The organism is Saccharopolyspora pogona (assembly GCF_014697215.1).
Taxonomy (GTDB): domain Bacteria; phylum Actinomycetota; class Actinomycetes; order Mycobacteriales; family Pseudonocardiaceae; genus Saccharopolyspora; species Saccharopolyspora hattusasensis.
This window is the reverse complement of record NZ_CP031142.1, coordinates 1830829-1843259: the sequence shown is the minus strand read 5'-3', so window position 1 is coordinate 1843259 and position 12431 is coordinate 1830829. Positions and strand designations below refer to the sequence as shown.

9 protein-coding genes and 3 pseudogenes are annotated in these 12431 nt (G+C 68.6%); 5 read left to right on the top strand and 7 right to left on the bottom strand.

All coding sequences use genetic code 11. The annotated features are described in order from the left end of the window. Positions 1-179: 179 nt before the first annotated feature. Positions 180-398, bottom strand: a pseudogene (locus tag DL519_RS08245) (glycoside hydrolase family 3 protein); the annotation flags it as partial. A 341-nt stretch (positions 399-739) separates the two neighbouring features. Further along, positions 740-1015, bottom strand: coding sequence for a helix-turn-helix domain-containing protein (locus DL519_RS45900; protein WP_223838561.1), 276 nt, complete (start codon positions 1013-1015; stop codon positions 740-742). Between the two features lie 132 nt (positions 1016-1147). On the opposite strand from DL519_RS45900, the pseudogene DL519_RS08235 reads away from it, so the two are divergent. From DL519_RS08235 to DL519_RS08220, 4 genes and pseudogenes are all read left to right on the top strand, one after another. Continuing rightward, positions 1148-1753 (top strand): annotated as a pseudogene (locus tag DL519_RS08235) (ABC transporter permease subunit); the annotation flags it as partial. A 90-nt stretch (positions 1754-1843) separates the two neighbouring features. Next, the gene (locus DL519_RS08230) at positions 1844-3022 is read left to right on the top strand and encodes an ROK family transcriptional regulator (protein ID WP_190813680.1); all 1179 of its coding nucleotides are present in this window, start codon (positions 1844-1846) and stop codon (positions 3020-3022) included. A gap of 242 nt (positions 3023-3264) precedes the next feature. Further along, the gene (locus DL519_RS08225) at positions 3265-4977 is read left to right on the top strand and encodes a sodium:solute symporter family protein (protein ID WP_190813679.1); all 1713 of its coding nucleotides are present in this window, start codon (positions 3265-3267) and stop codon (positions 4975-4977) included. 30 nt (positions 4978-5007) lie between these two features. Beyond that, positions 5008-5265: a hypothetical protein gene (locus tag DL519_RS08220; protein WP_190813677.1), complete on the top strand. Its 258-nt coding sequence runs from the start codon at positions 5008-5010 to the stop codon at positions 5263-5265. A 100-nt stretch (positions 5266-5365) separates the two neighbouring features. Here DL519_RS08220 and DL519_RS08215 read toward each other — a convergent pair whose 3' ends face one another. Continuing rightward, the gene (locus DL519_RS08215; protein WP_223838560.1) at positions 5366-6598 is read right to left on the bottom strand and encodes a cytochrome P450; all 1233 of its coding nucleotides are present in this window, start codon (positions 6596-6598) and stop codon (positions 5366-5368) included. Positions 6599-6805: 207 nt separating this feature from the next. Here DL519_RS08215 and DL519_RS08210 point away from each other — a divergent pair, with 207 nt between their 5' ends. Continuing rightward, positions 6806-8278: a serine/threonine-protein kinase gene (locus DL519_RS08210; protein WP_190813675.1), complete on the top strand. Its 1473-nt coding sequence runs from the start codon at positions 6806-6808 to the stop codon at positions 8276-8278. Between the two features lie 73 nt (positions 8279-8351). On the opposite strand, the pseudogene DL519_RS08205 reads toward DL519_RS08210, so the two are convergent. The 4 genes and pseudogenes from DL519_RS08205 to DL519_RS08190 form a co-directional block, all read right to left on the bottom strand. Then, a pseudogene (locus DL519_RS08205) lies at positions 8352-9926 on the bottom strand (polynucleotide kinase-phosphatase); the annotation flags it as partial. Positions 9927-9962: 36 nt separating this feature from the next. After that, positions 9963-10616 (bottom strand): response regulator transcription factor, encoded by a 654-nt coding sequence (locus DL519_RS08200; RefSeq protein WP_190813673.1) that lies wholly within the window; start codon positions 10614-10616, stop codon positions 9963-9965. Beyond that, complete coding sequence (locus DL519_RS08195; RefSeq protein ID WP_223838559.1) at positions 10613-11713, bottom strand: sensor histidine kinase; 1101 nt, start codon at positions 11711-11713, stop codon at positions 10613-10615. Before DL519_RS08195 ends, DL519_RS08200 begins: the two co-directional genes overlap by 4 nt. A 66-nt stretch (positions 11714-11779) precedes the next feature. Further along, on the bottom strand, positions 11780-12367 hold the full coding sequence (locus DL519_RS08190; protein WP_223838558.1) for a PfkB family carbohydrate kinase: 588 nt from the start codon (positions 12365-12367) through the stop codon (positions 11780-11782). Positions 12368-12431 lie beyond the last annotated feature (64 nt).

Sequence of the window (12431 nt, the reverse complement as noted above, 5' to 3'; positions counted from 1 at the left end):
CCTTCATCAAACCCGAGCCGCCCTACTACGTCGTCGTCATCAGCAGTGCTCTGAAAGCTGCGAACCTGGACGCTTCGCAGCCATGGACGAGCGAATGGCCGAGCTGGGCAGCCGGCAAGCCCAAGTGAAGCTCGTGAGTGCGTAACCGGGCTGGAGCCGTGTTACGCACTCACAACCGATCAGTACCTCATGCCGAAGCCGTAGGGGAAGAAGGGCTGTTGGCAGTCTTCATCGTTGATGGGTTGCTGGTCCGCGCTGGACATCCAAGTCATCGGCAGGGTTCCCGTCGGGTTGTGGTCGCCGAAGAGGACGTCCGCCACGCCCGCTCCTTCCGTGCCTGGTAGCCATGCCGCCAGCAGGGCGTTCCACGCTGGCAGTTCCGCTGCGATGTCCAGCGGTTCGCGATCCGCTCACCATCGCTGGTGACGGCGAATTCCTTCACACCCAGATCGACCCCGACGGCGTGCCCGGTTTCCGGCATGGGTTCAGGGTCGGCGGTGTCGACCTGGAACGTCACGTACCAACGACCGTCCGCGTCACGGGAGACCACGACCATCGTGGGATTCAGCGCGCGAACGTGCCGGCATCCCAGGACCACACGAACCGCAGCGGCGCGGCCTGTTTGGCGAGGAAAAGCTGTCCCTCGCGCATCCGGAACGCCGAGCGAGTGTAATGCGCCGACTGGCGCCCGTTGCGGGACTTGAACCGGGGATACCGCGCACGCCCAGCGAAGAAGTTCTCAAAACGCGGTGTGCTGGTGCCCAAGCGCCTGCTGCAACGGCACGCTCGACACCTCACCGAGGAACGCCAGCTCCTCGGTCTTCTTCCACCGCGTCAAGGCCGCGTCGGTCTCCTTGTACGAGATCCGGCGGCCCTCGCCATGGTAGGTACGGTGGCGTTCGTCGAGGGTCTTGTTCCACACCAGGCGCACACACCCGAACGTGCGCCCCAACCGGGCCCGCTGTCCGGAGTCCGGGTAAGCCCGGCACCGGTACGCCAACCGCATAAAGATCATGTGAAACGACCATCGATCACAAGTAAGCGTGGGTGGGTTACCGCTGGGCGCCTCGTGCTGGACTTGACGCGCTTCCTCCCCACGGATAAATCCGGGGGCCTCCGCACTACGTTCCTTCGGTGACCGGCGGCCAGGGTGCGCAGAGGGCTGGCGGGGAATATGTTGCAAGCGGCCATTCTCGGGTGCGGCGGCCTCGCGACGTACCTGCTGACCCTGAACCGCTCACCGCACCCCGAGCTGGCATCGATCCGCGGCGTGCCCTACGTGGTGCCGATCATCCTGTTCCTGCTGGTCGTCGGCACGCACGTGCTGGACCGCACCCGCTACGGCCGGCACCTGCACGCGGTCGGCAACAACCGGGATGCCGCGCACCGCGCCGGGGTGAACGTCGCCAAGATCAGGATGAGCGCGTTCATCGTCTGCTCCTCGGTCGCGGCGCTGGGCGCCATCGTCTACACCTCGAAGGTCGGATCGGTCGACGGCAGCGCGGGCAACGGAAACCTCGTGCTGTTCGCGGTCGGCGCCGCGGTCATCGGCGGCACCTCGCTGTTCGGCGGGAAGGGCCGCATGCAGGATGCTGTCCTCGGCGGCGCGGTGCTGGCCACGGTCCAGAACGGACTGGACCTGCTCGGATTCCAGGCGGCCCCGGTGAACATCATCACCGGCCTGGTCCTGGTGGCTGCCGCGGGCGTGGACGCGCTGTCCCGGCGGCGTTCGACGGCGCAGCATGAAGGCTGAGCGGGGGAGGACGTTGCGCAGCGCAAGCGGTCGCTGTGCTAATGCTTTTCCCGGAGGCGAAGCCCGAAGCAGGCGGAGGATGCGGCCGAGTTGACCACGACACCACACGCGGGAGCGCGGCCCGATGAGGTGCGCCGGCACAACCGGGCGGTACTGCTGCGTCGGCTGCACATCGGCGGGCCCTGCACCAGGGCGGCGCTGGCCACCGAGATGGGGCTCAACCGCAGCACCATCAAGGCCCTGGTCGACGAGCTGGTCAAGGACGGGCTCGTCGTGGAGCGCGTGCCCGCCCAGCGCAGCGGTGCCGGTCGGCCGTCGCTGCTGGTGCTGCCGCAGCCGCACGCGGCGGTGACGCTGGCGGTCGACATCCGGGTCGAGCAGGTCGCGATGGCCCTGATCGGGCTCGGTGGCGAGATCCTCAACCGGTGCAGCTGGAGCCTCCACCCGGCCACCCGGAATCCGCGTGAGGTCTTCACCAAGATCGTCGACAACAGGGCGGTGCTCATCGAGGAGGCCGGCGTCGACGTCGTGGCGGTCGGGGCGTCGGCGCCCGGCGTGGTGCGCCGCGCGGACGGGATGGTGCGCGAGGCCCCGAACCTGCACTGGACCGAAGTGCCGCTCGGCGACTGGCTTTCCAAGGCGCTGGACGGCCGGCGGGTGGAAGTCGGCAATGACGCGGAACTCAGCGTGCTCGCCGAGCACCTGCGCGGGGCGGCGCGGGGAGTGACCGATGCGGTTTTCGTCGGAGCCGATGTCGGTGTCGGTGGCGGGGTGATCTCCGGCGGCATGCTGTTGCGGGGCAGCGGCGGTTATGTCGGGGAGCTCGGCCACATGGTGGTGCGGCCGGACGGGCACGAATGCTATTGCGGCAGCAGGGGATGCTGGGAGACCGAGGTGGGAGAGCGGGCCCTGAGCCGGGCGCTGGACCTGCCGGAGGATTCGCCCCGCGGCGTCGTCGTCGCCGAGCTGCACGCGCTGGCGCAACAGCCCGACGAGGTGTTGCAGCGGTTCGGGGAGTTCGGCGAGTGGCTGGCCATCGGGCTGTGCAACGTGGTCAACTTGCTGTGCCCGCAACTGGTGGTGCTCGGTGATCTGTTCACCGCGCTGCCGCGCACGTTGATCGACCACGTTGGCAAGCTGATCTCCGAGCGCAGCCTGGTCAGCCGTGCGATGGGCGGCACCAAGCTCGTCACGTCCTCGCTCGGCGGCGACAGCAAGTTGCTCGGCGCCGCCGAGCTCGCCTTCGAGCAGTTCTTGGCCAGCGGCTGAGCCGAACGGCCGAAACTGTTGCCCCGGCGGGAAAAGCGCACGTTTCGATGTGGTTACGCCGAACCTGCTTGATCAATCAAGCAATCTTCTTCGCGGCGCCTTCCGGTGATATGTTGCTGTGGACAACATATTGGACCGGAGTCGAACCCGACCCGGTCGAGCGCATCTTCTTCGCGTCCTGCGTCCTGCGTCCTGCGTTCTCGGCACGTCACTCCGACGTTCCTGCGAAAAGAGGGACCACTTTGTTCACTGGGAGATGGGACAGTACCCAGGTTCTGGCTCAGGGTCAGCTGCTTGACGCCAACGCGGTGGATTTTGCGTTGTTGGCGTTGTACTTCGCTTTTGTGCTGGGTATTGGGTATTTGGCGCGGCGTGCGGTTTCCACCAGTCTGGACTTTTTCTTGTCGGGGCGGGCGTTGCCGGCGTGGGTGACGGGTTTGGCGTTCATCTCGGCGAATCTGGGTGCGATCGAGATCATCGGTATGTCGGCGAATGGTGCCGAGTACGGGATGCCGACGATGCATTATTTCTGGATCGGTGCGGTGCCGGCCATGCTGTTCTTGGGCGTGGTGATGATGCCGTTCTACTACGGCTCGAAGGTGCGCAGTGTTCCGGAGTTCATGTTGCGGCGGTTCGGGAAGGCGGCGCATCTGGTCAACGGGATCAGTTTCGCGGTGGCGCAGATCCTGATCGCGGGTGTGAACCTGTATTTGCTGGCCAGCATCGTGAATGCGTTGCTGGGTTGGCCGTTGTGGTTGTCGGTGTTGCTGGCGGCGGCGATCGTGTTGTCGTACACGGCGTTGGGCGGGTTGTCGGCGGCGATCTACAACGAGGTGTTGCAGTTCTTCGTGATCGTGGCGGCGTTGTTGCCGTTGACGATCGTGGGGTTGGTGAAGGTCGGCGGTGTGCAAGGTCTGGTAGCGAAGGTGTCGGCGGGCCCGGGAGGTGCGGAGCAGCTGTCGGCGTGGCCGGGCACTCAGTTGACGGGGTTCGACAACAGTGTGCTGAGCGTGGTGGGTCTGGTGTTCGGGTTGGGGTTCGTGCTCAGCTTCGGGTACTGGACGACGAACTTCGTCGAGGTGCAGCGGGCGATGGCGTCCAAGAGCATGTCGGCGGCGCAGCGGACGCCGATCATCGGTTCGTTCCCGAAGATGTTCATCCCGTTCATCGTGATCATTCCGGGGATGATCGCGGCGGTGCTGATCCCGGAGCTGGCGGCGTACAAGCAGGCCGGTGGCACCGGTGGCGGGGGTGTGGATTACAACGATGCGATCTTGTTGTTGATGCGGGATTTGCTGCCGAACGGGATTCTGGGGATCGCCCTGGCCGGGTTGCTGGCGTCGTTCATGGCGGGGATGGCGGCGAACTTGTCGTCGTTCAACACGGTGTTCACCTATGACATCTGGCAGTCGTACGTGGTGCGGGACCGGGCGGATGGTTATTACCTGCGGATGGGTCGCTGGGTGACGGTGGGGGCGACGCTGGCGGCGGTGGGCACGGCGTTCATCGCGGCGGGTTATTCGAACTTGATGGATTACCTGCAGCAGTTGTTCTCGTTCTTCAACGCGCCGTTGTTCGCGACGTTCATCCTGGGGATGTTCTGGAAGCGGATGACCCCGCATGCGGGGTGGGCGGGTCTGGTGCTGGGCACGGTGTCGGCGGTGGCGGTGTTCGGGCTGTCGGAGTCGGGGGTGCTGGACCTGCCGGGGCAGGGCGCGAGTTTCGTGGGTGCGGGTGTGGCGTTCGTGGTGGACATCGTGGTCAGCGTGGTGGTGTCGTTGGCGACGCGTCCGAAGCCGGTGGCGGAGTTGGCGGGGTTGGTGTACTCGTTGACGCCGCGGGCCAGCCGGCAGGCCGCGACCAGCGGGGAGGACGCGGGCTGGTACCGGCGGCCGGGTCTGCTGGCCGGGATCGCCCTGGTCCTGATCATCGCCCTCAACATCGTTTTCGCCTGACGCTGACCGAAGCAGACAAGGAGGTCTCCCATGGCGAGCCGGGGTTCGGGGCACACCGCTGGTGCCTTCGACATTCGGACGATAATCGCGCTGCTGTTCGGCATCTACGCGGTGGTGCTCATCGTCGTCGGTGCGACGGCCGGCGCTGACGACGTCGCGAAGTCCGGCGGCATCAACATCAACCTCTACTCCGGCATCGGGATGCTCGTCTTCTCCGCAGCCTTCGTCGTCTGGGCGCGGCTGCGACCCATCGCAGTCCCCGCCGTGGACGAGGTGCCGGAGTCCTGAGTAGAAGTCCGATGTGGACATACCCGTGTCCGGGTGATGCGTGAAGGGCACCTCCTGCCAAGTTGATTGGCAGGAGGTGCCCTTCACGCGGAACGGTCTGTCAGGGCTTCGGCACGGAGACGACCATGCCGCGCAGTTCGTAGCCGCCGATCGCGTCGTTGAACGAGACGCGCGGTGGCTTCGACATCTCGACGCCCGGGAGCGCGAGCAGCTTCTTCAGGAAGACGTCGGTTTCCAGGATCGCGATGTTCGCACCCGGGCACTTGTGCGCGCCGTCCCCGAACGACAGCCCGGGGGCCGAGGCGTCGTTGAGGGAACGGGCGGGGCACACCGCCAGCGGCTGGTCGCCCACCGCTTGCGGGTCGGTGTTCGTGGCGCTGACCCGGATGTCGATCACCTCGCCGGCCGGGACGGTGACCATCTCCTCGTCGTCGGTCGGCAGCTCGACAGGGGCAGTGGCGCGCCGCTTGAGGTGGCCGACGACCGGTTCCAGCCGCAGCAGCTCGTGCAGGATCGCGAGGCGTTCGGGCTCTTCGGCGACGCGATAGCGGTCGAGCAGCGCCTCGTCGGTGAACAGGTGCCACGCGGCGAGGATCACGAACTCGCGTGTGGTGACCATGCCCGCGGCGGCGAAGGTGATGCACTCGCCGAGGATTTCGGCCGACGAACAGCCCTCGTCCAGCAGGTGCGAGATCAGGTCGTCGCGGCGTTGCTTGCGCCGCGCGCGGACCGCGGGCCGAACGTCGCCGAAGTAGATCCCGGACCAGTTGGTGGCCTGCCGCCACACCCAGTAGAGCCCGTGGAGGCTGGTGAAGCCCGGTTCGCCGAACTCCTCGGGGAAGAACCGCTCCAGCCGTTGCTGGAGGCCGGGGCGGCTCTCGGTCAACCCGATCACCGCGCACGCCACGTCGATGGCGAGGTTGAAGCTCAGCTCCGAGAGCTGCGCCTGCCCGGCCCCGCGGAGCTTGTCGAGCTGGGCGTCCGAGATCCGCTCCATTAGCTCGCGGTAGCTCTCATCCACCCGGCGCGGCGTGAAGTACTTCGCCGTCTGGCGCCGGTGCTCCCGGTGCTCCGGTCCGTCCCGGTACAGCACGGGGCGCCGGATCTTGCTGGGCATCTTCTCGAGCGACTCTACCCCGAGCCCGGCCTGGACGGTGTCGGTGCTGCGCAACGCGGTGCGCGCGGCGGCATAGCTGCGGATCGTCCAGACGCCGTCGGAGCCACGGCTGACCGGGCAGCCGGTCTCGGGTTCGCCCCGGTCGATCTTGCGTGCGTTCGTCCCGTCGGTCGACATCGGCGGACCGGTCCTTTCCACAGCCGGGTGGTCGAGCATGATCCACTTCTTCTATCAGCCGGGAACGTGTGACGCATCGATCTGCATCGGTTCGTAGCGGAAACTTCACCAGCGACAGCCGGTGTTCAGCCGATTTCCTTCGGTCACACCAGGCGTGGTCGACGAGGTGGCGCTCGGGGCGTGCGGGGACCGTGTGAGTCGCCTAATAGGATGGCGCGCGAGGTCGGTCTTGAGGAGTTGCGCACGGTGAAGTGGCAGTTCGGTCCTTACCGGGTGGAAGGATTGATCGCGCGGGGTGGGATGGGTGAGATCCTCCGCGCGTACGACACGCGCCACGATCGCATCGTCGCCCTCAAGCTGCTGGCCCAGCACCTCGCGGTCGACGAGGAGTTCCGCGAGCGCTTCAAGCGGGAGGCGCACGCGGCCGGACGGCTCCGCGAGCCGCACGTCATCCCGATCCACGCCTACGGCGAGATCGACGGCCGGCTGTACCTGGACATGCGGCTGGTCGAGGGCAGCGACGTCGGGTCCCTGCTCGCCGCCAACGGCGCGATGCGCCCGACAGATGCGGTGGCGGTGCTGGAACAGATCGCGGAGGCGTTGGACGCCGCGCACCAGGAAGGCCTGGTGCACCGCGACGTAAAGCCGTCGAACATCCTGGTCGGCCACAGCGGTTTCGCCTACCTCGTCGACTTCGGCATCGCCGCGTCGCTGCGCCCCACCGCGTCGCTGACCTCCACCGGCTACACCGTCGGCACGCTCGCCTACATGGCGCCGGAGCGGTTCGACGATGGCCCCGTCGGCCACCGAGCAGACGTCTACTCGTTGGCCTGCGTGCTCTACCAATGCCTGACCGGTACGAAGCCGTTCGGCGGGGACACCGCGGCGTCGCTGATCAACGCGCACCTCAACCAGCCGCCGCCGGTGCCGACCGGCGTTCGCGGCGACATCCCGCGCGAATTCGACCAGATCGTCGCGCGAGGCATGGCGAAGGACCCCGCCGAGCGCTTCTCCAGCGCAGGTGAGCTGGCCCGCGCGGCGCGCCAGGCGCTGACCAGCGTCACGGCGATCCCGGCGCAGTTCGCGGCACCGCCAGCGGAACCGATGCGCAAGGGCGGCATCGCGCGCTGGGGGTACGTACTGGGTGGGGTCGGGGTCGTCGCGGTCGTGGCCGGCGTGGTGGCAGTCGCGGCCATGATGCACACCGAGCCGGGCCAGGCGATTCCGGCGGATGACACCTCGCAGCCGGTAGGGGAGACGATGGCGCCGCCGGTCCCCACCTCGTTGCCTTCCAGCGAGCCCCCGCCGCCGTCCTCCCCGCCGGTCCAGCCGCCGGAGCAGAAAACCGAAACGCAAGCTCCCGAGACCCAGGAGCCGTCGGCGGATCCCGAGACACCGCCGTCGAAGCCGATGCAGACCAAGTGGTGCCAGTCGATCAGCTTCAAGGGCGAGGAGCGCGGCACCGGCTGCTTCGAGGCGGTCGGCGACCACCTCTTCGCGCACGACACCAACAAAGACGGCATGTGGATCAAGACCGTGTCGGAAACCGACTACGGTCGCACGGACGAGTGCAACGACCTGAACAGCGACGGCCCGCCGGTGGACTGCAACCTGGACCTGAGCGAGAAGGGCATGGTCCGCATCAAGATCGAGCTCTGGGACGGCAAGAGCAAGCTCAGCGAGACCGCCTGGTCCAATTTCGTCCCGATCGGCCAGTGACCCTGCGCAGCGTGTTCAGGTGGTGGGCCGCGGCGATGCGGGTGGAGCTGAACTCCCGGATCGCCACGGCGGATCACAGCCGGGGATCGACGGGCTCGGAATCCAGTGCCAGCACGGCGAAAACGCACTCATGCACCCGCCACAGCGGCTCGCCTCGCGCGACCCGCTCCAGGCCTTCGAGACCGAGCGCGTACTCGCGGGTCGCCAGGCTGCGTTTGCGGCCGAGGGCCCGCTGGCGGAGGCGGTCCATGTTCGCCGCCTCGGTGTAGTCGGGTCCGTAGATGATCCGCAGGTACACTCCCGGCCGCGCACCTTCACACCCGGCTGGGCCAAGCCGCGCTGCCCCCTGGTGAGGTTCGCCATCGGCTTGACCACCATGCCTTCGCCGCCGCCCCCGGTCAGCTCCTCCCACCACTCGATGCCCACCGCGGTCGAGGCCGGGTCGGTGGTGTCCACCGCGATCCGGCGGGTGGTGGCGAACAACTCCGGGTCGGTGCCGACGAGCCGGTCCGCCAACGCCAGGTGCCAGCCGTGCTCCAGGCCGTGGTAGGTCCGCCCCTCGGTGGCCAACACCTGGAACGGCGCCAGCCGCACACCGGCCAGCCCATCGGTCGGCCAGCAGTAGCGGCGGTACGCCTCCCGGTAGGCATCGGCATTGGCCGCCCGCGCACTGGTCTTGGCGTGCAACTCGGCGACGTCGACGCCGCGTTCCGCCGCTGCAGCCAGAACGTCCACAGCGCTCGGCAGCGCCGTGGACGCCGCCGCGCCGACCGCGGCGTACTGGCTCGTGATCAGGCTGCCCCCTCCACGGCATGAGCTCGGCGTCCAGCAACAACCAGTCGGTCGACAGCTCTTCCCACAGACCGGCCGAATCCACCGCCGCGCGCACGCGGGAGAGCAACTCCTCGGTCTGGCCAGGCGCGAAGAAGAGCCGCCCGGTGCGGGTGGTACACCCCCCGGGGCCATCAATGCCGAACCTGGTCGCGCCCGTCGGCGAATCCCGGCACACGAGCACGACTGCGCGCGAACCCATGTGCTTCTCCTCGCACAGCACATCCTGCACGCCGGCAGCGCGATAACCCGCGAACGCATCCTCGGGATGTTCCAGCACGTCGGGCCCGTTGGAGGTGGCCACCGGGGCCATCGTCGGCGGCAGGTACAACAGCCACCTCGGGTCGATCGCGAAGCGGCTCATCACCTCCAGCGCCGCCGCGGCACGCTCGGGCTGGACGGCGATCCGCCCGTGGTGGCGGGTTTCCACCGAACGACGGCCCGCGACGTCGTCGACGTTGAGCACGTGTGGCTCCCGCCGCGACACCGAGTCGGCCAGCGGCGGCAGCTGGTCGGGCGGAAGCAGCGGCCGCTTCGGCTCGTACCAGACGCGATGCGCCTGCACCGACACGACCTCGCGCTCCGGGTAGCGCAGCGCGGTGAGCTTGCCGCCGAAGACGCAACCGGTGTCCAGGCACATCGTGCCGTTGACCCACTCCGCCTCGGGCATCGGCGTGTGGCCGTACAGCACCATCGCCTTGCCGCGGTAGTCGTCGGCCCACGGGTAGCGCACCGGCAGCCCGTACTCGTCGGTTTCGCCGGTGGTCTCGCCGAAGAGCGCGAAGCTGCGCACGGTTCCCGATGCCCGGCCGTGGAAGGTGCGACCGGTTTCTGGGGTGCGACCGGCGTTGCGTTAGTCGGCCAGCCCCGACTGGTAGGCGAAGACGACGAGTTGGGCGCGGTCCCGCGCGCCCAGCTTGATCATCGCCCGGCTGACGTGGGTGCGCGCCGTCGCCGGGCTGACGATCAGGCGTTCGGCGATCTCCTCGTTGTTCAAGCCCTCCGCGACCAGGCCCAGCACCTCGCGCTCCCGATCGGTGAGCGTGTGCAGGTGCGGGTGCGGTCGGCGCGACCGCGGCGCCATCGACACGAACTCCCGGACCAGCTGCCTGGTCGCCGACGGCGCCAGCAGCGCCTCACCGCCGGCGACCAGCCGGATCGCCCGGAGCAGCTCGACCGGCTTGGTGTCCTTGAGCAGGAATCCGCTGGCCCCGCCGCGCAGCGCGGCGAAGACGTACTCGTCGATCTCGAAGGTGGTCAGCACGATCACCTTGGTGTCCGGCAGCTCCGAGTCCGCAGTGATCCGGCGGGTCGCCTCCAGACCGTCAACGCCGGCCATCCGCACGTCCATCAGGACCACGTCCGGGCGGTGCTCGCGCGCCGCGGCCACCGCCGTCAGCCCGTCGGCGGCCTCGCCGACGCAGGTCAGGTCGTCCTCGCTGTCGATGAGGGTTCGCAGGCCGATGCGCACCAGATCCTGGTCGTCGACGATCAGCACGGTGATCATGGATGTCCTTCGATGGGCAGGCGGGCTTGCACTTCGAACCGGCCGTCCCCGGTGGGACCCGCGGTGAACTCGCCACCCAGCGACGCGACCCGCCGCCGCATTCCGGGGATCCCGAGCCCGCCGCTGTCGCCCGGCGAGCCGGTGAGCGGGTTGGTGACCGTGATTACCAGGGCGTCGGTCGCGTAGTCGACGGTGACCTCGGCGCGCTTGTCGCCGCTGTGGCGCAGCACGTTGGTCAACGACTCCTGCAGGATCCGGTAGCCGGTCAGGTCGACCGCGGCGGGCAGCTCCCGCGGCCGACCGCTCGTGACCAGCTGGACCTGAACACCGGCTTCGCTCATCCGCTTCCGCAGGTCGTCGAGCCTGGCCACACCCGGGGTCGGGCCTGGCGAGGCGGTCCGGCGCACCACGGCCAGTGTCGCACGCAGCTCTTCCAGCGCATCGCTGCTCGTGCGGCTGATCGCCGCCAGCGAGACCTCCGCCTGCTCCGGCTTCTTCGGCAGCACGTGCAGCGCCACGTCCGCCTGCATCTTGATGGCGGCCAGCCCGTGCCCCACGACGTCGTGCACCTCCTGCGCGATTCGCAACCGCTCGTCGTCCACGCGCTGGCGCAGCACCTCGGCCCTGGCCCGGGACGCTGCCTCACGCTGCAACCGGACGACGCTGCCCACCGCGAACGGCACCACCACCCACGCCGAACCCGGGATCACCCCGAGCAGGCCGGGCACCGCGGTTGCGCTGGTGAAGATGTGGACCAGCAGCACGACGAGGGCGGCGAACGCCGTCGGCACCGAGGTGGCCGGCGGGCGGTGTCTGGCCAACGTGTAGACCGCGATCATCAACGCCAGCAGGACCGGACCGTAGGTGAAGCCCAGGACCAGGTACGTCGAGGTGAGGGCGGCGGCGACGAGCAGCGTCACTACCGGTTGGCGACGCCGCAGCACCAGGACCAGCCCGGTGGCCGCCACCAGCACCAGGCCGACGCCGTCGATCGGCCGGTGTGCGGTCGCAGTCCAGTGGTCGGCGCCCAACGTGCCGACGATGCCGATCAACGTGATGAGGACGGCGAGCACGGCGTCCCCGATCAGCGATTTCATCGCGCGCATGTTCGCAGTCTCCGCGATGCGGGCGGCGCAGGGGTCGGCCGAGGAGCGAACATGTCTCTACTCTTCCCGACGTAGCCGGCGGTGCCACCCCAGTTCGGGGAGCCGTTGCAGCCACCCGCGGGGACCTGGGGTCTCGCACTTGAGGGCGGCGACCGCCGCAGCGCGTTCGATACTGGTCGGGACGTCGGCCTCGGCTTGGCAGGCGAAGAAGCAGTAGGCGCCGTGGAAGACGTCGCCCGCGCCGAGCGTGTCCACCGCCTGGACGTTCGGTGGCTGCACCGCGCCGTGGTCGCAGCGGTGCCACCAGCGGACCGGGGCGTCGCCGTGCGTGGTGATCACGGTCGGGACGCCTTGGTCGACCAGAACCCGGGCGGTCGCCTCCGAGGTCTCCGAGCCGGGCACCCGGAAATCGGCGGAGGCGATGATCACCTGGGCGCGCGGCAGCAGCGGCGCCATGGTCGGCTTCCAGCGCCCGGCATCCACCACGACCGGCGCCTGAGCAGCGTCGGCGAGCAGCGGGCGGTGGCCGGCCAGCAGGACGATGTCGGCCGCGCCGACTAGTTCGGCGATCTCCGGTGCCTGCCGCACCTGCAACGCGGTGGTGTAAGGATGTCGCCGACCTCGTCGCCGGGCACCCCCGGTCATCTTCTCCGCGCCGAGGGTGCGACGAGTCGGGGAGCGGTGTACAACGAGGGCGTCACGCGGACAA

What these genes read in the sequence shown, in the direction of transcription:
- DL519_RS45900 (WP_223838561.1), bottom strand. Translation starts at nt 1,015, where the DNA reads ATGATCTTTATGCGGTTGGCGTACCGGTGCCGGGCTTACCCGGACTCC.
- DL519_RS08220 (WP_190813677.1), top strand. Translation starts at nt 5,008, where the DNA reads ATGGCGAGCCGGGGTTCGGGGCACACCGCTGGTGCCTTCGACATTCGG.
- DL519_RS08215 (WP_223838560.1), bottom strand. Translation starts at nt 6,598, where the DNA reads ATGCTCGACCACCCGGCTGTGGAAAGGACCGGTCCGCCGATGTCGACC.
- DL519_RS08200 (WP_190813673.1), bottom strand. Translation starts at nt 10,616, where the DNA reads ATGATCACCGTGCTGATCGTCGACGACCAGGATCTGGTGCGCATCGGC.
- DL519_RS08195 (WP_223838559.1), bottom strand. Translation starts at nt 11,713, where the DNA reads ATGAAATCGCTGATCGGGGACGCCGTGCTCGCCGTCCTCATCACGTTG.
- DL519_RS08190 (WP_223838558.1), bottom strand. Translation starts at nt 12,367, where the DNA reads ATGACCGGGGGTGCCCGGCGACGAGGTCGGCGACATCCTTACACCACC.